The following is a 24,597-nucleotide window of genomic DNA, read 5'->3' as shown; positions in this document are numbered from 1 at the left end:
TGTTCCCGCCCCTGAGACGGCTGCGCGGCCGGGGCCCGGAAAGGGGCCCCGGCCGCTCTCTCGCGCGGCCGTCGCGCGGACGAGTGACGTGCCGTCATATTCACGCTCCGCCGGGAACCCATAGCGGCATGAGCAAGACCGCGCTGATCGTCATCGACATGATCAACACCTACGGCCACCCGGACGCCGACCTGCTCCTGCCGTCGGCCCGCAAGGTGGTCCCGGTGGCCGCCGGTCTCCTCGACCGCGCCCGCCGCGCCGGCGAGCCCGTCGTCTACGTCAACGACAACTTCGGCCAGTGGCGCTCCCACCACGGCGAACTCCTCGACGAGGCTCTCTCCGGCCCGCACGCCGGGCTCGTCGAACCGCTGGTGCCCGACGAGGACTCGCTCTTCGTCGTCAAGGCCCGGCACTCGATCTTCTTCGAGACCCCGCTGTCCTACCTGCTCCGCCAGGAGGGCATCGACCATCTCGTCCTGTGCGGACAGGTCACCGAGCAGTGCGTCCTGTACTCGGCCCTCGACGCCCACATCCGCCACTTCGACGTGACCGTCCCCCGGGACGCCGTCGCCCACATCCACGCCGAGCTCGCGGACGCGGCGCTGGCGATGATGGAGCGCAACATGGGGGCGCGAGTGTGCGGCAGCGGTGATCTGTGGACCTGAACGACCCGCCGCCGTACACCGTCTGACGGGCGGTCGGTTCGGCACCGCACCCGTGTTCATCGAGTTCGGGCCCGGCAGGAGAGCGAACGGGGCCGCCTCGCACGGGGCCACGGGCCGCCGCCATTCGCCACCTCCTCCGCTTCTTCCGCTCACCAGGGGGCACACCACACATGGCCGAGTTGACCCGTCGCAGACTCCTGGGCTCGACCGCGGGCGCGCTGGGCGCCGCCGCGGCCCTCTCCCTCCTCCCGCCGAGCGTGCAGAAGGCCGTCGCGGCCGGAGCGTCCCGCCGCGGCTCACTCGCCGACGTCGAACACGTCGTCCTGCTCATGCAGGAGAACCGTTCCTTCGACCACTACTTCGGCACCCTGTCCGGCGTGCGCGGCTTCGCCGACCCCGACGCGCTCACCCTCGATACCGGACGCTCCGTCTTCTACCAGCCCGACGCCGAGAACCCCGCGGGCCACCTGCTGCCCTTCCACCTCGACACCCACACCTCCAGCGCCCAGGCCATCCCGTCCACGAGCCACGCCTGGTCGGTGCAGCACGAGGCGTGGAACGGCGGCCGGATGGACCGCTGGCTGCCGGCCCACCGCACGGCCGACGGCGCCAACGCCCCTTACGTCATGGGCTACTACACCCGCGAGGACATCCCGTTCCAGTTCGCCCTCGCCGAGACCTTCACCGTCTGCGACCACTACTTCTGCTCTGTCCTCGGCCCGACCTGGCCGAACCGCCTGATGTGGATGACCGGCACCATCGACCCCGACGGCGCCCAGGGCGGGCCCGTCGTCCGCAACTCCGCCCCGACGCCGTTCACCTGGACGACCTACGCCGAACGGCTCCAGGCGGCCGGGGTCGACTGGAAGGTGTACCAGCAGGAGGACGACTACGGCTGCAACCTGCTGGAGCAGTTCGACACGTTCCGGAACGCGCGACCGGGCTCCGAGGTGTACGAGCGGGGCGTCCGGCCGCAGCCGGAGGGCACCTTCGAGGACGACGCCCGGGCCGACCGGCTGCCGACCGTGTCCTGGCTGGTGCCGCCGGGGCACCAGTCGGAGCACCCGGACTACCTGCCGGCGGCCGGCGCGGACTTCGTGGCCTCGAAGCTCGAGGCCATCGCGTCCAACCCCGAGGTCTGGCGCAAGACCGCGTTCATCCTCAACTACGACGAGAACGACGGTCTGTTCGACCATGTGCCCCCGCCCAGTCCGCCCGTGGGCACGCCCGGCGAGTTCGTCGGCGGGCTGCCGGTCGGCGGCGGCTTCCGGGTCCCCGCCATCGTCGTCTCGCCGTGGACCGTGGGCGGCTGGGTGGCCACGGAGGCCTTCGACCACACCTCGACCCTGCGGTTCCTGGAGAGACTCACGGGGGTCATGGAGCCCAACATCAGCGAATGGCGGCGCAGTGCCTTCGGCGATCTCACCTCCGCCTTCCGCTTCGAGTCCACCAGCGAGCTCGCGCCGGCGCTGCCCGACGACACGGCGGAGCAGCTGCTGAGGGCGAAGGAGGAGGTCGCCACCCTGCCCAGGCCCACGCTGCCGGGCGCCGAGCAGTCGTTCCCGGTCCAGGAGACGGGCCCCAGGCCGCAGCTGTGACCCGGACGAGCACGCCGCGCGTCAGCGGTACGCGACCAGGTCGGGCGGTTCTGCGCGCGTAGACAACGGGCTGCCCTGCGGAAGGAAGAAGAGGGCGCAGATGCGCAGCGGTTCCGGCTCCCGGTTCTCCGCCATGTGCACGCCCCGCGGCCCCACCGGTTCGACGATGCATCCGCCGGCGGGCGTCACACACTCGGATCCGTCCGCCAGGGTCCGGGTCAGGACGCCCGCCGTCACCACGGCCACGACCCGGCCCTCGTGGTAGTGCCAGGGGAGCGAGTGGCCTGGCGGGATCTCGTAGTCGGCGACCACGACCCTGGTGTTCTGCGGTACGCCCAGGGCGAGCCGTTCGGTGAGCAGGCCGTCGGCGAGCAGGGTCGGTACGGGTTCGGCGGTGGGGCGGGCCTCGACGGGCGACGGTCGGTTCACGCGGCGGTCGTCCGGGCCGGGCGGGGGCCGGGGGCGCCGGGGCCGGTCCGGCCCGCTGAGCGACGTAACCTGGCCGGGGTCATGTTCCGCTGGTCAGTGCGTTCCACGGCAGTGACATTAACCCACTTGAGTTACGGAGACGTGACCGGGTGTCATCGGGCGCACCGGTGTCCTGCCGCCCCGCGCGCCTCCCCCGGATCTCCCCGGTCCGCGCACCCGGCCGGGGTCTGGTCGGAATGTGAGGTAGACGGCCTCTGCGGGACTGACCCTGGCAGGCCTTCTTCGCGTCCTCCAGAGCGTGGATCGTATGAGACATCGTGCGACGAGTGTTTGGGGGAGACCTTGAGCATCCTGCGTCCGGACGTGGAACGGCCTCGCGAAAGCCGTGCCGAGGGCAGGCCGCGCGCCGGCCGTACCAACGACGGGCCGCGCGCCGGCCGTACCAACGACGGGCCTCGCGAAAGCCGTGCCGAGGGCGGGCCGTGCGCCGGCCGTACCAACGACGGGCCGTGCGCCGGCCGTACCAACGACGGGCCGTGCGTCGGCCGTGCCAGGGGCGGGCGGCGCGGCGGTGCGCTCGCCCGCACCGCCGCTTTCGTCGCCCGGACGCTGCGGGGCGAGTGGTACGGCATCGTCGTCGACCCCGTGCGGCAGTTGCGCCGACGCGGGCCCGCGGCGCTGCTGCTGGCGTTGGTCGCCTGCGCGGGCGTGATCTTCTTTCACGCCATCGCCCAGCACCCCACGGGCGGGGCGGTGGTGCGCATCCTCGGCGGGGTCCAGGGCGACCTGCCGCTGTGGCTCGCCCTGCTGCGCACCCCGGTCTCCCTGTACGTCCCGGCCCTCGATCTGCCCGTGTGGGCCGGCATCACCCAGCTGTTCCTCGCCTTCGCCCTGGCCGAACTCGCCCTCGGTCGCCGCAGGACCCTGCTGATCGCCTACGCGTCCACCCTGGCCGGCACCCTCACCGTGCGGGTGATGATGGCGATGGGGCCGGGATGGTGGGGTCTCGGACTGCCGCCCGGGATCGGCCAGGTGCTCGACACCGGCCCGTCCGCAGCGGTCGTCGGACTGTTCACCTATCTCTCGGTCGTCCGCCGCGCGCCCATCGTGTTCACGCTCACCGGCGGTTCGATGGTGTTCGAGTCGATCGCCAAGCCCAACCTCGCCGGTCGCGAACACCTCATAGCGGTGGCCGCCGCCATCGTCCTCGGCCTGCTGCACGAGCGGGGCCGCCGCCGACGGCGGGCCGCCACGAACGCGCAGGACACGGCGTCCGCCTGAGATCTTGCTATGAATTCGTGGTGCGGTTGAACACTCCTGAGTCCGTCTGCGTATAGGGCCGGGGGATCTCATGCCCATGGCCGCCGACGACGCGTAGGAGCACTCCTTGGTACAGAACAGGCGCAGACGCCAGACGGGCGGGCGACGCGCGACTTTCGCGGCGCTGGCGCTCATCATCGGCGGCGGTGGGCTGATGGGGGTGAACGTCTACGCATCGGCCACCGAAGACGGCTCCGACGGCAACTCCGCACAGGGCGGCAACAGCGCCGTCACCATCGACTGCCCGGACGTCGGCAGCAAGCTGACCGACGTCCCGGAGCAGGCCTCGCCCGAGGTCGCCCGCGAACTCGCCCTGCTGGACGAGCAGATCGCCGCCGCATACCGCCAACTCCAGGAGTCCGCGGAGTCGGTGCGGCAGGACGCGGACTTCGCCGACAACGCGGTCATGGACCCGTTGAAGGAGAAGCGCGGCGCGACGATCCAGCGCATCGCGGAGTCCATCGACCGGGCCGGGGACCGCCCCGAAGGCCTGGAGGACCTCGCCGGCTGCACCCTGCGCGACAACGACGACCAGGCCGACGAAGGTTCCGACGGCAACGGCGACGAGAACCAGAACGGCGATCAGCAGGGCGACGACCAGAACGGCGACGACCAGAACGGCGGCGGAGACCAGCAGGGCGACGAGGGCCGGCAGGGCAACGGCGGCCAGGCCGGAAACGGCCCCGTCGCCGCGGACTACGCCGACATCAACGCCGTCCAGCCGGCGGGGCAGACCCCGGATCCCAGCTCCGGCCCCTCCCGCGGCACCTTCACCACCAGCTGCGGAGTGAACGCGAACGGCGTGTTCAACTCCGACAACGTGATCGTGGCCCCGGGCGTCACCAACGGCGCCCACCACTTCCACGACTACGTCGGCAACCAGTCCAACGACGCCTTCGCCTCCGACGACGACCTGGCGAACGCCGACACGAGCTGTGTGGACCAGGGCGACAAGTCGACCTACTACTGGCCCGTGCTGCGCCTGCAGAACGGCAACCAGGAGCAGGACGCGCAGAAGCCCGGCGGCGGGATCGAGGGCAACGCCGGCAAGATCGTCACGCCCAAGGAGGTCACGCTGACCTTCGTGGGCAACCCGCGTAGCCAGGTCACCGCCATGCCCCGGCTGCTGCGTGTCATCACCGGCGACGCCAAGGCCTTCGTCAACGGCACGGCCAACGCCAACGCGTCCTGGAGCTGCACCGGGTTCGAGGACCGGCAGCTGAAGGACAAGTACCCGCTCTGCCCGTCCGGCAGCGACGTGGTGCGCACCTTCCGTTTCCAGAGTTGCTGGGACGGCACCAACATCGACAGCGCCAACCACCGCACCCACGTGGCCTTCGCCGCCGCCGACGGCACCTGCGCGAACGGCTTCAAGGCCGTTCCGCAGCTGGTGCAGCGCATCGTCTACGACGTCGACGCGCCGAGCCTCCAGGACGGCGGCAGGACCACTCCGCTGTTCGCGGTGGACTCCTTCCCGGAGCAGCTGCACAAGCCGGTGACCGACCACGGTGACTTCATCAACGTCTTCGACGAAGGCCTGATGCGCGAGATGGTCGACTGCATCAACGACGGCCGTACCTGCGGCGCCGGCACCGGCGACGGCGCGGGCAACGGAAACGGTGACGGCAACGGCGGAAACGACAACGGCGGCAACGACGGCGGCAACGGCGGCGGTGCCAACGGCGGTTCCGGCAACGGCGACGACAACGGTTCCGGCGACGACGGAAACGCCGGCAACGGCAACGCAAACGCCGGCAACGGCAACGGCGAGGGCACGCAGGAGCCGTCGCAGGCCCCGGACACCCCCGCCACCACCGAACCCGCCGACAACGCCGAGCCCGACTCGGGCGGCAACGGTTCCGGTGGCGCCACCGCCTCCACCGACCCCCGCGTCTACACGAAGCCGTCGGCCAAGGCGGCCACCTCGGCGCCCGCCGCCGGCTCGGGCGGCGAGATCGGCTCCCCGGCGACCGCCGCCCCCGCGACCACCCCCGAGCAGTCGCAGACCCCGGCCGGCACGGGCGCCGACACCACCCCCCAGGGCGGTACCGAACCCCAGGCGGTCCAGGGCGGCCTCGCCGAAACCGGCGCCAACCTCTGGCCCGCGGCCGCCGGAGGGCTGCTGGTGATCGCCGGCTTCGGCGTTCTGTTCCGGAACGCACGCCGTAAGTACTGAGATCGAGACACCGGAGATCGAGACGCCGTACTGAGATGCGGTACTGAGATCCAGCCACTCCACCGAGGGCCCGTCGGACTGCCGACGGGCCCTCGGCGTGACCCATGGGTCCCCGCGCCCCCGTACGGGTGCTCCCGCACACGAGCCACCGCCCCCGCGCCGGACCGCGCGGTATACGTCGTGCGAAGCGCGGGCGACGATGGGAGACCCATGGAGCACACGGAGCACACAAAGCACACAAAGCACACGGAGCACACGTTGGCCGGGGACTACTACGACCTCGGCACCCACGGCCGGTCCGTGACGACCTCGTCCGCCGAGGCCCAGGTGTGGTTCGACCGCGGACTGGTCTGGTCGTACGCCTTTCACCACGAGGAGGCCGTCGCCTGCTTCGAGGCCGCGGTCCGCGCCGATCCCGACTGCGCCATGGCCCACTGGGGCATCGCCTACGCGCTCGGCCCCAACTACAACAAACCGTGGGAGTTCTTCGACGAGCAGGACCTGGCTCGGACCGTCGCCCGTACGCACGACGCCGTCGAGCTCGCCCACCGGAACGCCGGGGCCGCGACGCCCGTCGAGCGGGCCCTGATCGGCGCGCTGCGGGCCCGCTATCCGCAGACCCGCCCCGCCGAGGACTGCTCGGTGTGGAACGAGCCCTACGCCGACGCCATGCGGGCCGTCCACGAACTGGCACCCGACGACCTCGACGTCGCCGCCCTGTACGCCGACGCCCTGATGAACCTCACCCCCTGGCAGCTGTGGGACGTGCGCACGGGCCGGCCCGCCGAGGGCGCCCGCACACCGGAGGCGAAGGAGGTGCTCGACCGCGCGCTGGCCGACGGGGCGGCGGCCGCGCATCCGGGCGTCCTGCACTTCTACATCCACCTCATGGAGATGTCGCCCACCCCCGAGGCCGCCCTCCAGGTCGCCGACCGGCTGCGCGGCCTGGTCCCCGACGCCGGTCACCTCCAGCACATGCCCTCGCACCTCGACGTGCTGTGCGGCGACTACCGGCGCGTCGTCACGGACAACACCGCCGCGATCACCGCCGACGAGAAGTACCGGGCGCGCTCCGGCGCGATGAACTTCTACACGCTGTACCGCTCGCACGACTATCACTTCAAGATCTACGGCGCGATGTTCCTGGGCCGGTACCGGACCGCGCTGGAGACCGCGGAACGGCTGGAGGCCTCCATCCCCGAGGAGCTGCTGCGCGTGCAGAGCCCGCCCATGGCCGACTGGCTGGAGGCGTTCCGCACCATGCGCTTCCATGTGCTGATCCGCTTCGGCCGCTGGCAGGACGTCCTCGACGTGCCGCCGCCCGCCGACCCGGTCCTGCACAGTGTGACCACCGCGATGCGCCACTACGCCCGCGGCGTCGCGCTCTCCGCCACCGGCCGGGTCCCCGAGGCCGAGGCGGAACGCTCCCTGTTCCGCTCGGCGGCCGACCGGGTGCCCGCGACCCGGATGCTGTTCAACAACACCTGCCGGGACATCCTCGCGATCGCGTCCGCGATGCTCGACGGCGAACTGGAGTACCGCAAGGGCAACCACGACCTTGCCTTCGCCGCCCTGGAGCGGTCCGTCGAACTGGACGACCACCTCCCCTATGACGAACCCTGGGGATGGATGCAGCCCACCCGGCACGCGTACGGCGCCCTGCTGCTGGAGCGGGGGCGGATCGAGGAGGCCGAGGCGGTCTACCGCGCCGACCTCGGACTGGACGACACGCTGCCCCGCCCGTCCCAGCATCCCGGCAACGTGTGGTCCCTGCACGGCTACCACGAGTGCCTGGTCCGGCTGGGCAGGACCGCCGAGGCGCGGATCGTGGCCCAGCAGCTGAAGTTCGCCGCCGCCCTGGCCGACGTACGCGTCCGGGCGTCCTGCTTCTGCCGTCTCGACGCCGACACGGACAGCGACCCGGACACCGGCACGGACGACGACACGGGCACCGGGACCGGGACCTCGGTCACATCCGGGTGCTGCGCCATGGACAATTGACCGAGATCGTCGGCGCTGTCGACGCAACTGAGGGGGCCTCGGAGCATGGCGGGCGCACGGTGAACGAGACGCGTGGGAAGAAATGGTCGCTGCCGCACCTCGGCCCGGCGCAGCGGGACGCCGTCGCCCGCGCGCGGGGCTGGGCCCGGCTGGCCCTGGTACTGGTCGCCGCGTGTGTCGCGGTGGTGATGGCGGGTGCGGGATCCGGCGGCTGGCTGGTCCTGTTCATCGGATTCGTGCTCCTCGCGCTGGCGGGGGCGGGTGTGTGGTGGATGCTGGCGCACCGGGGCGGAGCCCGGCTGCTCGGCGGGCTGGTGGCCGTCACCGCGCCGGTGGGCGTGGTGGTGCTGTACGCCTTGTCCGGCCTGTGGCCGGTGGCGGTGGGCGCGCTCGCGCTGTGGGCGGGGGCCCTGGCCTCGGCCCGGGCCTCGCTGCGCAGCGTGCGCCGTCCCAAGGGCATGCACGGCCGGAAAACCCCGCCGCCGCGCCGCCCGGTCCTGATCATGAACGTGCGCTCGGGCGGCGGCAAGGTCGTCAAGCACGGCCTCGTCGAGCGCGCCGAGGCGCTCGGCGCCCGGGTGGTGGTGCTCGGCGCCGACGAGGTCTACACCGATCCGGAGGCGGAGGCGCGGCAGGCCGTCGCCGAGGGCGCGGACCTGCTCGGTGTCGCGGGCGGCGACGGCACCCAGGCACTGGTGGCGGCCGTCGCCGCCGAACACGACGTGCCCTTCCTGGTGATCGCCGCCGGCACCCGCAACCACTTCGCGATGGACCTCGGCCTCGACCGCACCGACCCCACCCGCAGTCTCGACGCCCTCACCAACGGCGTCGAACTCCGCGTGGACCTCGGGGACGTCGGCGGCCGGCCCTTCGTCAACACCGTCTCCTTCGGGGCGTACGCGGAGATAGTGCAGAGCCCCGACTACCGCGACGCCAAGGCCGCCACCGCACTCGACCACCTGCCCGACCTGCTCCAGGGCGAGGCCGGCCCGACCCTGGACGTCCAGACGGACGACACCCGTGTGCACGCGCCGCAGGCCCTCCTGGTCAGCAACAACGCCTACGCCCGCGCCGACCCGCTCGGCGGCGGACGGCGGCCCCGGCTGGACGCCGGACTGCTCGGGGTGATCGGCGTCCGGGTGGAGGGCGCCGCCCAGGCCGCCGAACTCGCGCTGCTCGGCGAGCGCGCGGGCAGCATCACCTCGGTGACGTCCCGGCGTGTCGTCGTCGACGCGGACCGCAAGCGCATCGCGGTGGCCGTCGACGGCGAGGCACTCGAACTGGCCACCCCCGTGGTGTGCACGGTACGGCCCGCCGCGCTGCGGGTCCGGGTGCCCCGGCACCGCCCGGGCGCGGCCTACGCGCCCCCCACGGTCGACTGGCGGCGCATCGTCCGCCTCGCGCTCGGCCATCCCGACGCTCGCACGATCAAGGAGGCCTACGATGTCTGACCGTCTGCCGAAGCTCCCCACCTCGCATCTGGTCCGTGACCTCGCCACCATGGACCAGGCCCTGTACGAGACGGTCACCGTGACCAGAACGCCCACCCTGGACAGCGCGCTGCGCCGGCTCTCCGCGGCCGCCGACCACTCCAAGCTGTCCCTCGGGGTCGCCGCCGGGCTCGCCCTGTGCGGCCGCCGCCCGCGCCGTGCCGCCGTGCTCGGGGTCGCGGCGATCGGGGTCGCCTCGGCCACCGCCAACCTGCTCGGCAAGAAGCTCGTACGCCGGCCGCGACCGCACCGCGCCGAGGACTCGCCGTTCCCGGGGCGGCACGTGCCGATGCCGCACTCGGCGTCCTTCCCGTCCGGGCACACCGCTTCGGCCGTCGCCTTCGCGGCCGCGGTCGGTCCGACCCTGCCGGTCTCCGCGGTGCCACTGGGCCTGCTCGCGTGCGCGGTGGGTTACTCGCGGGTCCACACCGGGGTGCACTACCCGGGTGACGTCGTGGCCGGAGCGCTGCTGGGCACGGGCTCGGCGGCCCTGGTTCTGGCGCTCACCGCGCGTAAGCACGGCTGAGGGAGCCGAGGGAGCCGAGAGGGCTGAGAGCGGTCCTACTTCCTGCCGCAGTGGAGGAAGAGGTGGGGTTCCGGCACTGCCTCGGGATGGTCGGGGGTGAACAGCACGTTCTCCTCGGCCAGCACGGTCAGGCCGGCCCCGGTGACCACGTCGACGAGATCCTCGCCGGCGAAGCTGGTCACCCGCACGGGCTGCCCCATGAACACGGCGTCGACGCCCGCCACGTCCAGCGGCACGGTGGCGAGCGCGAGACTGCCTCCCGGCCGGAGCGCCCGAGCCAGCCGCCCGACCAGCTCGGACTGCTGCGCCCGGTCCAGTTGCAGCAGCGAGAAGTACACGCAGACAGCGTCGAACGAGCTTTCCTCCAGCGGAAGTTCACGTGCGTCGAGGCATCGGAACTCCGCCTCGGGCACCTGCCGGGCGGCCAGCTCCACCATGACGGGGGAGACGTCGACACCGAGCACGTGGTGGCCCGCCCGGGCGAGGGTCTCGGCCGTCGGCCGTCCCGTCCCGCTGCCGACGTCCAGCACCCGGCCGCCCGGGGCGAGCCGCCCCAGCAGCCAATCCAGGGATCTGCGGTGCGCCTCCGAGTGCGCGAACGCCTTCTCGTACACGGGCCCCAGCGCGTCGAACACCCGCGCCGCACGCTGCCCGCCGTCCTCGCCGACCAAACCGGTTCCCTTCGTGGTGGTGTGTGAGTCCCCCGCCGCCATGGTGCCCCGGCCGGGCGCCCACCTTCTCGGAAACGGCTGGAATCGTATTTTCCACTACCGTAAGTAACATGATCCAATCCTCTTGACGCGGGCCCTACTGGTGAGTAGCCAAGCCCCCGGGTAACCGTCGCTTCGTTCGGAGGACCCCCATGCCCTCGCTTGAGGACGCCCTGCAAGAGTCCCGCACCGCCTATGAGGAGCACGTACGCACCTGCCGTCAGTGCCACTTCGACATGTCGCCGTGCGCCGTCTCCAAACACCTCCTGCGCGCCTACAACAACGCCAGGCGGGCTCAGTCGCGCACGAACTCCGTAATGCGCTGAAGGGTTCGGCGGCTCACTTCGCCGACCTGGGCACGGTCACTGTCAGTTCCCGGATCTCGTAGCCGCCGATCTCGTCCTTGAACGACACCCGCGGGCTGCCGGTCATCCGCAGACCGTCCAGCGCGAAGAGCCGGCTGAGCAGGACGTCCGCCTCCAGGACGGCGACAGCGGCGCCCGGACAGCGGTGGGCGCCGTCACCGAAGGCGAGCCCCGCAGGCCCCGGCCCCAGGTCCCGCAGCCGGCCGGGCCGCAGCAGGTCAGGGTCATGGCCCACGACGTCCGGGTCCGCGTTGGCCTCGTCGACGAAGACGGTGAGCAGCTCACCGGGGCCGATCGACGCCTCACCGACCCGCATCGGCGCGGTGGCCCGGCGGGACAGGCGTCCCACGACGGGTTCCAGCCGCAGGATCTCCCGGAGCAGTTCCAGCCGCTCCGGCTCCTCGGCCGCGCGGTACCTGCCGAGCAGCTCCGGGTCGTCGAACAGATGCCAGGCCGCGACGCAGATGAACTCACGCGTGGTGACCATGCCCGCCGCCGCGTACGTCAGGCACTCGCCGAGGATCTCCGCGCCCGAGCATCCCTCGGCCAGCAGATGGGAGATCAGGTCGTCCCGCTCCCGCTTCCGGTGCGCACGGATCGCCGGGCGGACGTCGGCGAGGTGGATCCGCAGCCAGTTCGTGTTCTGGCGCAGCAGCCAGTAGAGACCCCGCAGGCTCGTGAGCCCGGGCTGCCCGAACTCCTCGGGGAAGAAGCGCTCCAGCCGGGACTTCAGACCCGGGCGGCTGTGGGTGAGCCCGAGAATGTCGCTCACCACCTCGATCGCCATGGTGAAACTCAGATCGGACAGCTGAGCCGTACCCGCGGCCCGGAGCACTGCCGTCTGCTCCTCGGCGACCCGCGTCATCAGCTCGCGGTAGTGCTCGTCCACGTGCCGTGGCGTGAAGAACCGGGCGGTCTGCCGCCGTTGTTCGCGGTGTCCGGGACCGTCCTGGTAGAGCACGGGACGGCGGACGCGCGCGGGCAGCTTCTCCACCGTCTCGATGCCGAGTCCGGCCTGCACCGTCTCCGTGGCGCGCAGCACCTCACGGGCGGCCGCGTACCCACGGACCTCCCATGTCCCGTCCGCGCCACGGTGTACCGGGCAGCCCGGCCGGCCGGGCCCCCGTTCGACCTTGCGCACGCTCTCCCGCGCGTCCCCCATCGGGTCCCCAATCGCCGCACCGGACGACAGTGTCGCCGCGACGGCCGCCCGCGCGATGCGCCTTTACCGGCCATGCGCGTTCCGGCGGGCGCTCAACCCTCCCGCCCGGCAGGATTCGTCGGAACTCAGGCGGGCCGGACGGCGCCGCGCAGGGCGCCCTCCCCGAACGGCAGGATCGCCTCCTCGCGGATGTACGTGCCAGGCCCCGGGGCGTGGATCATCATGCCGTTGCCCGTGCACAGCCCGGTGTGGCTGAGGTCGTCGAAGAAGAAGACGAGGTCTCCGGGGCGGAGTTCGGCCAGGCTGATCCGGGTGAAGGCCTTCGCCTGGTCGATGGCGGAACGCGGCAGCGTCACCCCGGCGGACCGCCACGCGGCCTGCGTGAGGCTGGAGCAGTCGTAGGACTCCGGTCCGGTCGCCCCCCACACACACGGCCGGCCGATCTGCGCCCGGGCGAAGGCGAGAGCCTTGTCCGCCTTCCCCAGGTAGGCCGTACCGGTGGTGCTGACCGTGACATCGGCCGGGGCGGCGGCCAGGAGGACGGCCTCGGGGAGCGGGGCGGCGGGGGCCGCGGGAGCGGGCGGGGCCGGGTAACCGGCACCTGCGGTCAGCACGTCCGCCGCGGGGGCCTGGTAACTAGGCATGGGCGCGGAGGGAGCGAGACCGGATGCCGAGTAACCCGATGCCGCTGTGGTGAAGCCGGGTTCGGACGTCGGATAGCCGGGTGCGGGGGCGACCGGGACGGCGGCGCCGGGAGCCGTGAAGCCGGACTCCGGTGCGAGAAGGTCGAGTTCGGGCATCGGATAGCCGGACGGCGGTGTGGTGAAGCCGAGTTCCGAGGTCAGGGGGTCCGGAGCGGGTGCCGCAGAGGGCATGGGGAAGGCGAAGGCGGCTTCGGGTGTCGTGAAGCCCGACACCGGTGCGGCGAAGCCGAGTTCACCTGTCGTGGGATGCCCGTCCGCCCCGGTCGGCGACGTCGTGCCGGGAGCGGCGGCGGGCGGCCGTCCCGCCCACGCGGCGGTGATCTCCGCGCGGAAGGCCAGCTGCTCCGCGGTCTCCCAGGGCTGCTGAGCCGGCTGCGCCTGGGCCGGTTGCGTCCCGATCGTGGGCAGCACGGTCGTGGGCAGGGAGGGTGCGGGCAGGGAGGGTGCGGGGGCGGCCGGCGCGGCCAGGGACGGGGCGGCCAGGGACTGCACGGGCTGGGACTGCATGGGCTGGGCGAGAGCCCGGGCCAGCACCTCCCGGGCCGTGGCGAGCTTCCGCCCGTTCTGCTCCTTGGTGTTCTTGAGCGAGGCCTGCCGGTCCGTGGGAGCGGAGGCGGGGGAAGCGGTCTGGGCGGGCACGGTGGCCTGGGCGGGGACGGCGGGCAGCAGGGCCCTGGGCGCCTCCTGGCGCGGCTCGGGGGCCGCGGGGAGAGCGGCGACGGCGCGCGCGGTCAGCTCCGGAACGCGCCGGGTGGCCGCTTCCGACTCCCGTACGGCAGCGCTGTCGGCGGGCCGCTCCGGTGCGCTCGCCGGGCGGGCGGCCCGGGCCGGACGGGCGGGCTGGCGGTCGGCCGGCAGCACGGCGGGCGTCACCGGACCGACCCTGCCGCGTGCCACGTCGAACCACTGCCTGGCCACCGCGTCGAGCGACGGATCGGTCGACCCGCGCCCGCTGTTGGCGACGGACGTGACCGTCCCGCGGGTCCGGCTCGACTGGGCGCGCGTGATGTTGTAGGAGCCCGTGTCGGACTCGGCCCGGTCGTAGAGCGAGTTGACCCGCTCCTGGATCTCCGCCCGGCTCGGCTCGTCGGTGTTGCCGCCTGGGGAACGCGGGCTGCGATCCGTCGCCATGGAAGACGTACTCCTTCCGTCCTCCGCCTGCCACTCGGCGGCGGAATCCGGGCGACCCTTGTTGCCAGGTGCCCCCAAGCCCCCTGCCCTGACGGGCAGTCGTACGGCTTGGGCGTCAACTTAACCAACTTGTGAGGCTGGCGTGAAGATTGGAGCGCCAAATGTCCGATACGTATTCGTGACCTTCGTCTCTTGTGGCCGCCACGAGGTTTGCCCGCTGTACGGACCGTCGCGGGATGGTCACGAACGGGCGTCGGCCGCCCCGGCCTCCGGGCGCCGGACGCGGCCGGCGTCGTCCTGGGCCAGCAGGGACAGCAGGGCCGCCACGCTCAGGCCCGCCTCGGCCGGGTGGCGCAGCACCTTGCCGGACTCGACCCGGTAGGTGTTGCCGCGTCCCTCCCTCGTGTGGGACAGATAGCCGTCCTGCTCCAGGTCCGCGATGATCTTCTGAACGGCCCGTTCGGTGAGCCGGCAGTGCGCGGCCAGGTCCCGGATGCGGGCGCTGTGATTGTCGGCGATGGCCGCCAGCACGCGGGCGTGGTTGGTGAGGAACGTCCATCCGTTGTGTGACTCGGGCACTCCGTCCATGCGGCGATTGTATGGCTGGACATTCACGTATACAAAGCCCGGAACTTTATTTCGTGTATCGGTTGACGTATGACGAACGGCGGGGTGAGTCTGGAGGGGACCAGTGGACTGACCGGGGAGGCGGTCATGCCGGAACGCGCCGGTGACGCGAACGCCGAAGGCGGAGACACCTGCAACGGGGCGGAGGGGAGTCGTGTGCGCCCCGTCTCGCCGAGCCCCGCGCCCAAGATCGGCCTCCGTCCCGACGGCGACCGTGTCGTCGTCGCGGTTCGGGGCGAACTCGACCTCGACTCGGCCGAGCAGCTGGCACAGGCCCTGCGCGCGGCGCTCGGTGCCGCGGTGGCCGGCGTGGATCTGGAACTCGGCGGCGTCGGGTTCTGCGACTGCTCCGCTCTGAACGTGTTGCTCGATCTGCACGAGCGGAGCCTGAAACTGGGCAAGACGCTCACCCTGCGCACGGTGAGCCCCGCGATCGAACGGCTGCTGACCCTCACCGGCACCCGGACCCTGTTCGACGCCCCCGACTCCGATGGCGAGGGGGCCGGTGAGGGCGAGGCGGGTCGGGGTGACGTGCCGGGCCGAGCCCCGGACCACGGCGCCCTGGACGACCTGCGCATCGAGGTCGTCCAGCTGCGGCGCGCCATGCAGACCCGTCCGGTGATCGACCTGGCCAGGGGCGTCCTCATGGCGTCCTTCGGACTGGGCGTCGAGGAGGCCTGGCGGGTGCTGGTCCTGGCCTCCCAGAACACCAACACCAAGCTGTACCACCTCGCCCGCGACCTGGTCGCCGCCGTACTGGGCGAACCGCCCGCGGACACCGTGCAGGAGCAGGTCGCCGCGGCGGTGGCCAAGGTCAGGGCGGAGGCCCCCTCGACCTGACCGGACGACGGGACCGAGCGTGCCACCGTGGGTCCTGCGCCTCCGGGAGGCGGTCGGTTGTCACGGTATGACCTCGCACCGGATATGTCCCGGTAGCCGATGGATCAGCGAGACGTACGGGCATCACTTCGTGCCTTGCCACCACGGAAGGCTTGGGCGTCGGTCATCGCGACCCCGCCGAGCACGACCGCGCCTCCCATCGCTTCTGCGACGGTGAACGGCGTCCCGAGCGCGACGGAGATGAGCACGGTGAAGACCGTGATCAAGGTCGAGCCCGGCGGTGTGACCGCCGCGACCGACCTGTTCGGCACGGAGCCGGCCGAGGCCGCGCCGGCGTTCGGCGTGGCGCCCGAGCGGACCCCCACGGTCGCCGCGGGCCTCGACCGTCCCGGCGGCGTACGCGCCACCGGAGGCGTCGACGCGGCGGTGGACGCCCTCGAGCAGATGACCGGTCGGCGCCTCCCGCGCGCGATGGGCATGACTTCGCGGGCGTCGTCGAGACGGTCGGCGACCGCGTCAACCGGCTGCTCGTCGGTGACGACGTGCTCGGCGGGACGCCGATCACGTCCGCAGGCGCGTTCGCGGGCGTACTCGAGCCACCCCGCTCCGTGGACGGCCGTGTCGGAAGGGCGCACCCGCGCCGTCCTCGTCCGCCTGCCCGACCCCGGCCGCGACGACGCCTCGGCGATCCGGCCGTCCCCTCACGGATTGCCGGTGGTCCCGCCCGGCAGACGACAACGTCACCGCCCGCCTCCGGGACCGGCTCGACGGCCGGCCCGGAGACGGGCGGTGAGGCGGCGCAGGTCAGGTCAGTTGAGGGTCCACTGCTGGTTGGTCTGGCCGTTGCAGGTCCACAGGAGCAGCTTGGTGCCGTTGGCGGTCGCCGCTGACGCGGCGTCGAGGCACAGTCCCGACGGGTCGTTGGTGATCGTGCCGTCGGAGTGGACGGTCCACTTCTGGTTGGTGCCGCCGGTGCAGCTCCAGATGATGACCTTGGTGCCGTTGGCGGTGCCACTGCCGTCGGCGTCCAGGCATTTGTTGCCGTACACGACGAGCTCGCCGCGTGAGGTCTGCGTGAAGGTCTCGTTCCGCCCGCCGAAGCAGTCCCACAGGATGGCCTGGGCGCCGTCGCTGATGGTGTTCTTCTCCAGGCCCGCGCAGCGGTGCGAGGCGGCGCCGACCAGGGCGACGCCGTTGGTGCCGGGGAGGTCCTGGACGCGGATTGCGTCGATGTCGGGCGCGGTGCTGCCGGAGACCGCTGCGAAGCGCACGCTGTTGGCGCCCTTGGCGAGGTGGGCGAGTACGGACACGGTCCGGTACGTCGTGGCCGAGCCGGTCGGCGGGAAGGCGACCACCGACGTGTACTGGCCGTTGACCTGGATGGTCGCCGTGCGTGCGGTGGTCCCGCCGTTGGCGTAGGTGATGTCCACCAGCTTGGTGCCGGCCACGCCGGTCGTCACGGCGCCGAAGGCGGGCGTGGTGGCCGTGGTGGTGTCCTCGTAGGTCGATCCGGTCGTCTCGGTGCCGGAGACGGTGAGCAGGACGGCGTCGTTCGCCGGGACTGTGGTGGAGTAACTCGTGGCGTAGGAGCCGGTGCTGGTGCCCGTCCAGGCGTTTCGGACCGACGCGGTGGCGCTGGTCAGGCCGAGGTCGGCCCAGCGCACCGTCATGGACGCCGACGAGGAGGTGCGGTTGAGCAGCAGCACCGCGCGCTTGCCCGTGCCGGCCAGGACCTTGCCGTACACCTGCAGGTTTCGGGTGTCCTCGGCGACCTTGACGCCCTGTAGCCCGCGCGGGTCCTGGTCGATGGCGATGACCTCGCGGTTGGTGAGGATGTCGCGGGTGGTGGTGCTCATCGTGGCCAGGTTGTTCCCGGCCAGCAGCGGGGCGCCGGAGATCGCCCACAGACCCATGTGCAGCCGGTTCTGGGCTTCCGTCAGGCCGCTCATGCCGACCATCAGCATGTCGGGGTCGTTGTAGTACCCGGTGTGCTGGGCGGCCGGGTGCAGGCCCCGGTCGAAGTTGGTGAGCATCATGCCGGTGGTCGGGGTCTGGCCCCACAGGATGACGTCGGTGCTGGTGCGCCACAGATCGCCGTAACCGGTGGCCCAGTTCCACGGCAGTCCGCTGCCCCATTCACACAAGGACAGCACCAGCTCGTGGCCGGTGACGGCGGTGGCGGCCTCGTTGGCGGCGGCGATCGCCTTGTACGTCGTCTCCTGGTCCAGGCCCTCCACCCGGCCGCCGCACCAGTCGATCTTGACGTAGTCGAAGCCCCAGCGCTGGAAGGTCTCCAGGTCCTGCTGGTAGTGGCCCTCCATGCCGGTGCCGGGGGCGGCGGGGCGGGTGGTGGGGTAGTAGTAGCCACAGCCGTTCTTGCCGGCGTCGGTGTAGATGCCGGCCTTCAGACCCTTGCTGTGGATGTAGTCGGCGACGGCCTTCATTCCGCTCGGCCACAGATCCGCGTCGACGGCGATGCTGCCGTCCGCGTCGCGGTCGCCCTGCCACCAGCCGTCGTCGAGGTTGACGTACTGGTAGCCGGCTGCCGTCATGCCGGAGGAGACCAGGGCGTCGGTCTGCTGCTTGATGACGTCGGAGTCGATACTGCTGGCGAAACTGTTCCAGGACGCCCAGCCCATCGACGGCGGGGTGACGGCGGCCTGCGTGGTGCTGACCGCGGCCGGCTCGGCGGACAGCGGTGCCGAGGTCTCGTGGCCGGCCAGGGCCGTCAGGCCGACCAGGGTGAGGGCGAGGACGCGCACGGTGATGCGTCTGGCCCAGCCGCGAGCGGAGGTGTCCGACATGGGGGTGCCTTCCATGATCAGTATCCGACGCGGAAGGTCGCGTCCTGCTGTTCCGTGGTGGTGGAGATCGGGTCGACGCGCAGGACGTAGTTGGAGTGCCGGATGTATCGGGTTGGATTGTTGTAGGAGCGGAACGACGCCCAGCTCGTGTCCGCGAGGCCCGCCGTGCGGTAGAAGGTCGCGTCGCCGGCGAACGTGGATGTGCCGTCATTCACGTCCAGTTGGAGCGCGTAGTTGTAGTGCCGCAGATAGCGGGTGGGGTAGTTGACCGACTGGAAGGAGACCCCGGTGCTGTCGGCGAGACCCGGGACGATGGTCCACAGGGAGTCCTTGTACGGCTCGATCGGGTACTCGTCGATCCGGGCCGCGTAGTTGGAGTGGCGGACGTAACGGGCCGGGTAGTTGTAGGACTTGAGACGGTTCCAGGCCGGCGAGCCCCACTTGGCGAGCAGGTTGTCGTACTCGGCCGTGGTGATCGTCGTGATGCCGCAGTGCTTGGAGTTGACCGGCTGGGTGTAGGTCTTCTGGTCCAGGGCCGTCCAGGTGCCGGAGGCCGGGCTGCCGGACTGCCAGGCGTAGAAGACGCCGTTCGGCGTGTACGTGTCTCCCCACAGCCACCAGTTGCCGGAGGCCAGGGACTTGACGAGAGTCGGGGCCTCGGTGCCGCCGTGTGCCACACCCGTGCTGAACTCTGTGAAGCTGCCCGGGTCCAGAGAGGTGGACCGGGCGCTCACCAGCGTCTGGTCCTTCTTGAAGTACAGGTAGTTGTAGCCGCTCACACCCACGGCCATGTCACCGTCGATGACGTCGTAGCCGGGGTCGAAGAAGACCTGCGGCGCCGAGGCGGTGACGAAGTCACTCGTGTAGTTGACCATGATCACGTTGTGGCCGCTGTCGTTGACCGCGGAGTAGATGACCGCGTACTTGCCCCGGCCCGCGTCCCAGAATGCCTCGGGTGCCCAGCTGTGGGTGGTCATGTCGTGGAGCTTGAGGCGCCGGTAGCCGGTGAAGGTGCGCAGGTCGGCGGAGTCCCAGACGTGGATGTACTGGCTGTTGTAACTCCAGTCGGTGCCCTTGAGGTCCGTGGCGAGCACGACGAACGTGCCGTCCTGCTTGCGCATCAGGAACGGGTCGCGCAGGCCCAGCGCGCCGGCGGTGGGGGTGACCAGGGGGTTGTTCTGGTTGAGCGGCGTCCAGTTGAGTCCGTCGGGGCTGACGGCTAGGTGCAGGCCGTAGTCGGTGCCGTCGCCGAGATTGGTCGACTCGGTGAAGTAGACCATCGCGTACGCCGAGTCGGCGGCGTGCGCTGTGCCCGCGCCGAGCGTCAGGGCGAGCGGCACGGCGGCGGTCATGCCCAGGAGGCCGCGCCGGGACAGGTGGGGGTTTGCGCTCATCTCGTACTCCAAGGTGGGCGTGCGGGGGACACCTAAACGACCGGTATTTCGAACGAAGTTCGATAAATCGATCAGAAAGTAGGGCCTGGTCATGGGCGCGTCAATCGTCTTGTCAGTCTTTTGTGGTTCCTGTGCGCTCCGGGGAGGCGCGGGAGCACATGCCGCCCCGAAACGGGTGGCTCAGCGCCGGGTGCGGATGAAGCCGATCTTGTCGACCTCTTCGCCGGCGCGCCCGTGGAATCCGGCGATCTGCCGGCCGGTCGGGGCGGTGCGGGTCACGCAGTCCGAGGTGGTGGTCCTGCCGGCCGGGGTACGGCCGAATTTGGCCGTGAACCTCGCGTAGAAGATCCGCGTGTGGTCGTCCTTCCACGCCCTGGCACAGGTGCGCCGTCGTCGTCGCATACTCACCGCTGCCCGGCGTGAGTGAAGACGCCGTGAGCTACGCGATCGCGTTCGCCGTGGCGATGATCGTGGTCGTCTTCCTGCACATGCTGGTCGGCGAGATGGTCCCCAAGTCCTGGGCCATCGCCCACCCGGAGCGAGCGGCGACGCTGCTCTGGCCCGCGTTCCGGGGAGTGGTGAAGGTCGTACGGCCGGTCATCGGGCTGCTGAACAAGGTGAGCGACGCCCTGGTACGACCGTGCCGCGTGACGCCACGCGACGAGCCGGCCGCCGCCCACGGCCGCGAGCAGCTCACCCACCTCATCGAGGAGCCGGAGCGGCTCGGGCTGATCAGCGAGACCAGGAAATCCGGTGACCGTCGGCACGCCTCACGGGTGTTCGACGGTCGGCTGTGCGGGTTCCTGCCCACCCACGCTGACCAGCCCGGTCTCGTAGGCGGCGATGACGGCCTGGACGCGGTCACGCAGTTGGAGCTTGCCGAGGACGCGGGAGACATGGGTCTTGACCGTCGTTTCGGCCAGGTGCAGACGGTCGGCGACTTCGGCATTGCTGAGTCCTCGGGCCACCAGACCCAGGACCTCGCGTTCGCGTGAGGTCAGCGAGGCGAGATCGCGGTGGATCGCGTTCCGGCTCCCCTGTTGCGTGAACCGTTCGACCAGGCGCCGGGTGACGGCCGGTGCCAGCAGGGCGTCGCCGGAGCGGACCGTGCGGACGGCGGAGATCAGCTGCTCGGGAGTGACGTCCTTGAGCAGAAAGCCGCTGGCGCCCGCGGACAGCGCCGCGTAGACGTACTCGTCGAGGTCGAAGGTGGTCAGGATGATCACGCGGGGCTCGCCCGGGGCGCCGGTGAGGATGCGACGGGTGGCCTCCAGGCCGTCCATCTCCGGCATCCGGACGTCCATCAAAACCACGTCGGGCCGGGTACGGCGGACCGCGTCGACGGCTTCGGACCCGTTGGTGGCCTCGCCCACGACCTCGATGCCGTCGGAGCGCAGGATCATCCGGAATCCGGTGCGGACAAGGGTCTGGTCGTCGGCGAGCACCACGCGCGGCGGCGGCTCTGTCACGGTGCCTCCAGAGGGATGAGTGCCTCGACACGGTAGCCGCCGGTGAGGCGCCGGCCGGTGTCCAGGGTTCCGTCGTAGACGGAGAGGCGCTCGCGCAGGCCGAGCAGTCCGCGGCCGTTCCCGGTGGCAGCGCCGGGCCCGGGAGGGCCACCGGTGTCGGAGACTTCCACCCGGAGCCGGCCGGGGGCGTACTCGACGGACACGGTGGCGTGCGCCCCGGAGGCGTGTTTGACCGTGTTGGTCAGCGCCTCCTGAACCACGCGGTAGGCGGTGAGCCCGATGCCGGGCGGTACGGGGCGGGCCGCTCCGGTGATCTCGAGGTCGACCGGCAGGCCGGTGTCCCGGACCCGTCCGACGAGAGTCTCCAGCTGTTCCAGACCTGGCTGCGGGGTCAGTTTCTCGGCGCGGTCCGCGTTCTGGCTGCCGCTGTCCATGGTGAGCAGGCCCATGACGTGACGCAGATCGGTCATGGCCGCCCGACCGCTCGCCTCGACGGCGAGCAGTGCCTCGTCGGCCTCGTCGGGGACGGCTCTCATGACCCTGCGGGCGGCGCCGGCCTGGATGACCATGACACTGACGTTGTGGGTGACGACGTCGTGCAGTTCGCGGGCGATTCTGGCGCGTTCCTCGGCGACGGCACGGCGCAGCGCCTCGGCCTGCTCCTGTTCCACGGCGGTCAGCCGCGCGCGGCCCTCGTCGGTGCGCACCCGCCAGGTGCGCAGGCCGTTGGCGGCCATCGCCAGCGGCCCGAGGATCCACAGGACCACGTACTCGTTCGGGACGATGCCCGGCTGGTACGGGTAGACGTGGGTGGTCGAGGTGCCCGACGTGTAGACCAGGAGGACCGCCGTCGGAACGGCCACCAGGGTGGGAATCCGGTACGGGCTGTAGGCCGCGGCGCTGTAGACGGCGACGACCAGGGGGTAGAAGGTCAGCCGCGCGACGTCCTGAGGGGTGAGCAGCGCCAGGCAGGCCACCACGCACAGCACGCCGAGCGGGTAGCGGCGGCGCTGTATCAGGGCACCGGAGGTGACGAGCGCCAGGGCGCTCAGGGCGACCGCGGCGTCCGTTCCCGACGGTTGGACCACCTTCTCCACACCGGGGAGGACCTCGCGCACCTGATGGTTCGTGACGTCGACGGCGTAGTACACGGTGGTGACGGCGAAGGCCGCCGCCACCGTCAGGTCGAACTGCCGGCCCCGCCGGGTGAGGCGCGGAGCCGGCCCGGTCGGGCGCAGCGCACGGCGGGCTGCCTCTCGTAGCCGGTCCACCGCGGTCGTCTCGTTCGTCACCGGCACATTCTCACCGCCGCCCCGCCCTCGTGGGATCCGTCCCGGAGATCACTTCCGGCGCACCTCCTACGCCGGTCGCCTACTTCTCAAGGAGGACACCGCCGGGCCCTCGTTCCGACGGAGGACCGGAAACGGCTCGGGCCAAGGACGTGGCCCGGCCGGAGGGGACCCCTCACGTGGAACCAGGAAGGCACCAGGCACACTCTGCGTGTTGTAGTCCCCTTGAGCCAAAAGGATGAGCCACAGATGATCACCCTCACGAAAGAAGACGGCCCGGCCGACCTGGACGGAGTGACCCACCTCTCCATCGGGGTTTCCTGGGATCCCACCGCCGGCAGCAGTGGCGGGGTGCTGGGCAGGCTGCGCCGTAAGACCGGTACCGACCTCGACCTGATCGCCGTCGCGATGCAGGGCGGGGATCCGGTGCGCCTCGCGGGTCTCGACTCACTCGACCCCATGGGCAACGGCGCGCTGGTACACAGCGGCGACAACCAGACCGGGCACGGAGACGGGGACGACGAGACGGTGACCGTCGAGTTCGCCCGAATACCGTCCAACATCACGTCGATCGTGTTCGTCGCCGCCGCGTACAAGAAGGGCAGCTCTTTCCAGAAGGCGCGCAACATCAGTTTCAAGGTCTATGACGCGACCGGTGGCAACTCCCAGCAGGTCGCCGACATCTGGCCGAGCCTGCTCACGCAGGACAACGGTTGCGCCGTGGCGAAGGCGCTGCGGGTCGGCGGCAGCTGGAAACTCGAAGTGATCAATGTGACGGGCAAGGTCAAGCAGGGCGACGAACACGCCCTGATGCGTTTCGCCGTCAGCAAGTAGCACCTACCGCGACCGCACCGGAGCGTTTCTGGACGGGCCACCCCCGTGACGGGGCTGTGCCGGGGTGTGTGAAGGTCAGCTCCGCTGAGCCGACTGCGTGAATACGGGGGTAGTTGTGAGCCGGTTGCTCTAGGGCGAACGGTCGTGGAACCCGCTCGCCCGGACCGTGGAACTGACCGAGGTCCACCTGCGCAATGGCGGCAGGACCACGCCGCTGAGCGAGCTGAACCTCGCCGCCATGGCCGACGTGTTCCAGCGAGGGTGCTGGCTCGGAGGCGGTGGGACGGAGCGCCCGCTGGAGCGGCTGGCGGAGGGCACAGGGGTGGTGCCGGTGACCCGCGTCACGGGCACCGCGACGCCGGTGAGGGCCCGACAGGCCGCCGAGTTCGCCCGCAAGCCGGGCGAGCTGGCGGTGCGGCAGTGCGGTGGGTCCGCCCAGGTGGCCGCCCTGGCGGACCGAGCCCGGGCAGAGGGGGTACCGCTGTGGATCGCGCGGCGCTTCGCGCCGGGCCCGGCCGGGCCGATCGCCGTCGCCGCAGGGGCAGGGGCAGGGGCAGGGCCAGGCGTTCAGCCGCTCGCGGAGTCCAGTGCCGACTGGAGCGACTGGCGGTAGCCGTCACTCGTGTACGTGGCTCCTGAGACGGTGTCGATGTCCGCGCTCTGAGCCGTGAGCGCCTCTCGGGTCAGCTGCGGGATGGCATACGCGTTGATCTGCTGGTCCCTGGGGTTCTCCTGGGGGTAGGTGACCGCGGTGACGTCGGTGAGCTTTCCGTCCTTCAGCGTGACGCGGACCTGGACGGGGCCCCAGCGGGTCTGGACGGAGTCCCCGGTGAGGGTCTTGGTTCCCGTGGCGGCGGATCCGCCCGACCCGGTCGATCCGCCCGACCCGGTCGTTCCGCTCGACGTGCTGGAGCTGCTGGAGGGCGCGGGGGAGGACACCGACCCGGCGACGGCCGGCGTCGTGTGCGGCTTCAGCGACAGCAGCAGCACCATCCCGGAGACGGTCGCGGCGCTCGCCAGCACGACGCGGCGCAGCGGACGGTTCTTCTTCAACGTGTGCAAG

At 71.3% G+C, this 24,597-nt stretch carries 23 protein-coding genes and 1 pseudogene; 13 read left to right on the top strand and 11 right to left on the bottom strand.

Going from position 1 to position 24,597, the window contains the following annotated elements; genetic code table 11:
- The first annotated feature begins 128 nt into the window (after positions 1-128).
- The gene (locus tag ACFWBD_RS35250) at positions 129-665 is read left to right on the top strand and encodes an isochorismatase family cysteine hydrolase (protein ID WP_385676142.1); all 537 of its coding nucleotides are present in this window, start codon (positions 129-131) and stop codon (positions 663-665) included.
- Between the two features lie 170 nt (positions 666-835).
- Positions 836-2,263: an alkaline phosphatase family protein gene (locus tag ACFWBD_RS35245; RefSeq protein ID WP_385676139.1), complete on the top strand. Its 1,428-nt coding sequence runs from the start codon at positions 836-838 to the stop codon at positions 2,261-2,263.
- A gap of 21 nt (positions 2,264-2,284) precedes the next feature.
- Here the strand turns inward: ACFWBD_RS35245 and ACFWBD_RS35240 are convergent, their stop codons facing one another.
- Positions 2,285-2,692: a cupin domain-containing protein gene (locus ACFWBD_RS35240; protein WP_385676137.1), complete on the bottom strand. Its 408-nt coding sequence runs from the start codon at positions 2,690-2,692 to the stop codon at positions 2,285-2,287.
- A gap of 342 nt (positions 2,693-3,034) precedes the next feature.
- Between ACFWBD_RS35240 and ACFWBD_RS35235 the strand changes: the two genes are divergently transcribed.
- From ACFWBD_RS35235 to ACFWBD_RS35215, 5 genes are all read left to right on the top strand, one after another.
- Positions 3,035-3,973 carry a hypothetical protein gene (locus ACFWBD_RS35235; RefSeq protein ID WP_385676134.1) on the top strand — a complete coding sequence of 313 codons (939 nt, stop codon included), beginning with the start codon at positions 3,035-3,037 and terminating at the stop codon, positions 3,971-3,973.
- Between the two features lie 193 nt (positions 3,974-4,166).
- Positions 4,167-6,188, top strand: coding sequence for a DUF1996 domain-containing protein (locus ACFWBD_RS35230; protein ID WP_385676148.1), 2,022 nt, complete (start codon positions 4,167-4,169; stop codon positions 6,186-6,188).
- A 210-nt stretch (positions 6,189-6,398) separates the two neighbouring features.
- A complete protein-coding gene (locus tag ACFWBD_RS35225; RefSeq protein ID WP_385676132.1) occupies positions 6,399-8,189 on the top strand; it encodes a hypothetical protein in 1,791 nt (596 codons plus the stop codon).
- Positions 8,190-8,248: 59 nt separating this feature from the next.
- Positions 8,249-9,640: a diacylglycerol/lipid kinase family protein gene (locus tag ACFWBD_RS35220; protein WP_385676129.1), complete on the top strand. Its 1,392-nt coding sequence runs from the start codon at positions 8,249-8,251 to the stop codon at positions 9,638-9,640.
- Positions 9,633-10,205 (top strand): phosphatase PAP2 family protein, encoded by a 573-nt coding sequence (locus ACFWBD_RS35215; protein WP_385676125.1) that lies wholly within the window; start codon positions 9,633-9,635, stop codon positions 10,203-10,205. Before ACFWBD_RS35220 ends, ACFWBD_RS35215 begins: the two co-directional genes overlap by 8 nt.
- Positions 10,206-10,240: 35 nt before the next feature.
- On the opposite strand, the gene ACFWBD_RS35210 is transcribed toward ACFWBD_RS35215, so the two are convergent.
- Positions 10,241-10,918 (bottom strand): class I SAM-dependent methyltransferase, encoded by a 678-nt coding sequence (locus ACFWBD_RS35210; RefSeq protein WP_385676122.1) that lies wholly within the window; start codon positions 10,916-10,918, stop codon positions 10,241-10,243.
- A gap of 149 nt (positions 10,919-11,067) precedes the next feature.
- On the opposite strand from ACFWBD_RS35210, the gene ACFWBD_RS35205 reads away from it, so the two are divergent.
- The gene (locus ACFWBD_RS35205) at positions 11,068-11,241 is read left to right on the top strand and encodes a hypothetical protein (protein ID WP_355702947.1); all 174 of its coding nucleotides are present in this window, start codon (positions 11,068-11,070) and stop codon (positions 11,239-11,241) included.
- A 13-nt stretch (positions 11,242-11,254) separates the two neighbouring features.
- Here the strand turns inward: ACFWBD_RS35205 and ACFWBD_RS35200 are convergent, their stop codons facing one another.
- The 3 genes from ACFWBD_RS35200 to ACFWBD_RS35190 all read right to left on the bottom strand — a co-directional run bounded on the left by ACFWBD_RS35200 (position 11,255) and on the right by ACFWBD_RS35190 (position 14,865).
- The gene (locus tag ACFWBD_RS35200) at positions 11,255-12,442 is read right to left on the bottom strand and encodes a cytochrome P450 (RefSeq protein WP_385676118.1); all 1,188 of its coding nucleotides are present in this window, start codon (positions 12,440-12,442) and stop codon (positions 11,255-11,257) included.
- Between the two features lie 125 nt (positions 12,443-12,567).
- Positions 12,568-14,277, bottom strand: coding sequence for an NlpC/P60 family protein (locus tag ACFWBD_RS35195; RefSeq protein WP_385676115.1), 1,710 nt, complete (start codon positions 14,275-14,277; stop codon positions 12,568-12,570).
- Positions 14,278-14,517: 240 nt separating this feature from the next.
- On the bottom strand, positions 14,518-14,865 hold the full coding sequence (locus ACFWBD_RS35190; protein WP_385676112.1) for a helix-turn-helix transcriptional regulator: 348 nt from the start codon (positions 14,863-14,865) through the stop codon (positions 14,518-14,520).
- Between the two features lie 69 nt (positions 14,866-14,934).
- On the opposite strand from ACFWBD_RS35190, the gene ACFWBD_RS35185 reads away from it, so the two are divergent.
- Both ACFWBD_RS35185 and ACFWBD_RS35180 read left to right on the top strand, forming a co-directional pair.
- Positions 14,935-15,744 (top strand): ANTAR domain-containing protein, encoded by an 810-nt coding sequence (locus ACFWBD_RS35185; RefSeq protein WP_385676109.1) that lies wholly within the window; start codon positions 14,935-14,937, stop codon positions 15,742-15,744.
- 152 nt (positions 15,745-15,896) lie between these two features.
- A complete protein-coding gene (locus ACFWBD_RS35180; protein ID WP_385676107.1) occupies positions 15,897-16,634 on the top strand; it encodes an alcohol dehydrogenase catalytic domain-containing protein in 738 nt (245 codons plus the stop codon).
- On the opposite strand, the gene ACFWBD_RS35175 is transcribed toward ACFWBD_RS35180, so the two are convergent.
- The 3 genes from ACFWBD_RS35175 to ACFWBD_RS35165 all read right to left on the bottom strand — a co-directional run bounded on the left by ACFWBD_RS35175 (position 16,554) and on the right by ACFWBD_RS35165 (position 20,344).
- On the bottom strand, positions 16,554-18,563 hold the full coding sequence (locus ACFWBD_RS35175; RefSeq protein ID WP_385676104.1) for a ricin-type beta-trefoil lectin domain protein: 2,010 nt from the start codon (positions 18,561-18,563) through the stop codon (positions 16,554-16,556). The two genes, ACFWBD_RS35180 and ACFWBD_RS35175, sit on opposite strands and share 81 nt — an antisense overlap.
- A gap of 2 nt (positions 18,564-18,565) precedes the next feature.
- Positions 18,566-19,942, bottom strand: a complete 1,377-nt coding sequence (locus ACFWBD_RS35170; RefSeq protein ID WP_385676101.1) for a glycoside hydrolase family 43 protein — start codon at positions 19,940-19,942, stop codon at positions 18,566-18,568.
- 180 nt (positions 19,943-20,122) lie between these two features.
- The gene (locus tag ACFWBD_RS35165) at positions 20,123-20,344 is read right to left on the bottom strand and encodes a jacalin-like lectin (protein ID WP_385676098.1); all 222 of its coding nucleotides are present in this window, start codon (positions 20,342-20,344) and stop codon (positions 20,123-20,125) included.
- Between the two features lie 29 nt (positions 20,345-20,373).
- Here ACFWBD_RS35165 and ACFWBD_RS35160 point away from each other — a divergent pair.
- Positions 20,374-20,683: pseudogene (locus tag ACFWBD_RS35160) on the top strand (CNNM domain-containing protein); the annotation flags it as partial.
- Between the two features lie 29 nt (positions 20,684-20,712).
- Here the strand turns inward: ACFWBD_RS35160 and ACFWBD_RS35155 are convergent.
- Together ACFWBD_RS35155 and ACFWBD_RS35150 are read right to left on the bottom strand one after the other, a co-directional pair.
- On the bottom strand, positions 20,713-21,411 hold the full coding sequence (locus ACFWBD_RS35155) for a response regulator (RefSeq protein WP_385676095.1): 699 nt from the start codon (positions 21,409-21,411) through the stop codon (positions 20,713-20,715).
- The gene (locus tag ACFWBD_RS35150; RefSeq protein ID WP_385676092.1) at positions 21,408-22,703 is read right to left on the bottom strand and encodes a sensor histidine kinase; all 1,296 of its coding nucleotides are present in this window, start codon (positions 22,701-22,703) and stop codon (positions 21,408-21,410) included. The genes ACFWBD_RS35155 and ACFWBD_RS35150 overlap by 4 nt, the downstream gene beginning before the upstream one ends.
- Positions 22,704-22,949: 246 nt before the next feature.
- Here ACFWBD_RS35150 and ACFWBD_RS35145 point away from each other — a divergent pair, with 246 nt between their 5' ends.
- Entirely contained in the window at positions 22,950-23,534 is a 585-nt protein-coding gene (locus ACFWBD_RS35145; protein WP_385676090.1) for a TerD family protein, read from the top strand.
- 166 nt (positions 23,535-23,700) lie between these two features.
- Positions 23,701-24,147, top strand: coding sequence for a hypothetical protein (locus ACFWBD_RS35140; protein ID WP_385676087.1), 447 nt, complete (start codon positions 23,701-23,703; stop codon positions 24,145-24,147).
- On the opposite strand, the gene ACFWBD_RS35135 is transcribed toward ACFWBD_RS35140, so the two are convergent.
- Positions 24,102-24,596, bottom strand: a complete 495-nt coding sequence (locus ACFWBD_RS35135) for an FMN-binding protein (RefSeq protein WP_385676085.1) — start codon at positions 24,594-24,596, stop codon at positions 24,102-24,104. The two genes, ACFWBD_RS35140 and ACFWBD_RS35135, sit on opposite strands and share 46 nt — an antisense overlap.
- Between the last annotated feature and the right edge of the window lies 1 nt (position 24,597).

This window comes from Streptomyces sp. NPDC060002, from assembly GCF_042737245.1.
Lineage (GTDB): Bacteria > Actinomycetota > Actinomycetes > Streptomycetales > Streptomycetaceae > Streptomyces.
Note: the sequence above shows the minus strand (reverse complement) of the source record. Positions and strands in the feature narration are given on the sequence as shown.

What these genes read in the sequence shown, in the direction of transcription:
- ACFWBD_RS35205 (WP_355702947.1), top strand. Translation starts at nt 11,068, where the DNA reads ATGCCCTCGCTTGAGGACGCCCTGCAAGAGTCCCGCACCGCCTATGAG.
- ACFWBD_RS35215 (WP_385676125.1), top strand. Translation starts at nt 9,633, where the DNA reads ATGTCTGACCGTCTGCCGAAGCTCCCCACCTCGCATCTGGTCCGTGAC.
- ACFWBD_RS35145 (WP_385676090.1), top strand. Translation starts at nt 22,950, where the DNA reads ATGATCACCCTCACGAAAGAAGACGGCCCGGCCGACCTGGACGGAGTG.
- ACFWBD_RS35230 (WP_385676148.1), top strand. Translation starts at nt 4,167, where the DNA reads ATGGGGGTGAACGTCTACGCATCGGCCACCGAAGACGGCTCCGACGGC.
- ACFWBD_RS35175 (WP_385676104.1), bottom strand. Translation starts at nt 18,563, where the DNA reads ATGGAAGGCACCCCCATGTCGGACACCTCCGCTCGCGGCTGGGCCAGA.
- ACFWBD_RS35195 (WP_385676115.1), bottom strand. Translation starts at nt 14,277, where the DNA reads ATGGCGACGGATCGCAGCCCGCGTTCCCCAGGCGGCAACACCGACGAG.
- ACFWBD_RS35225 (WP_385676132.1), top strand. Translation starts at nt 6,399, where the DNA reads ATGGAGCACACGGAGCACACAAAGCACACAAAGCACACGGAGCACACG.
- ACFWBD_RS35210 (WP_385676122.1), bottom strand. Translation starts at nt 10,918, where the DNA reads ATGGCGGCGGGGGACTCACACACCACCACGAAGGGAACCGGTTTGGTC.
- ACFWBD_RS35250 (WP_385676142.1), top strand. Translation starts at nt 129, where the DNA reads ATGAGCAAGACCGCGCTGATCGTCATCGACATGATCAACACCTACGGC.
- ACFWBD_RS35200 (WP_385676118.1), bottom strand. Translation starts at nt 12,442, where the DNA reads ATGGGGGACGCGCGGGAGAGCGTGCGCAAGGTCGAACGGGGGCCCGGC.
- ACFWBD_RS35245 (WP_385676139.1), top strand. Translation starts at nt 836, where the DNA reads ATGGCCGAGTTGACCCGTCGCAGACTCCTGGGCTCGACCGCGGGCGCG.
- ACFWBD_RS35170 (WP_385676101.1), bottom strand. Translation starts at nt 19,942, where the DNA reads ATGAGCGCAAACCCCCACCTGTCCCGGCGCGGCCTCCTGGGCATGACC.
- ACFWBD_RS35165 (WP_385676098.1), bottom strand. Translation starts at nt 20,344, where the DNA reads ATGCGACGACGACGGCGCACCTGTGCCAGGGCGTGGAAGGACGACCAC.
- ACFWBD_RS35185 (WP_385676109.1), top strand. Translation starts at nt 14,935, where the DNA reads ATGACGAACGGCGGGGTGAGTCTGGAGGGGACCAGTGGACTGACCGGG.
- ACFWBD_RS35190 (WP_385676112.1), bottom strand. Translation starts at nt 14,865, where the DNA reads ATGGACGGAGTGCCCGAGTCACACAACGGATGGACGTTCCTCACCAAC.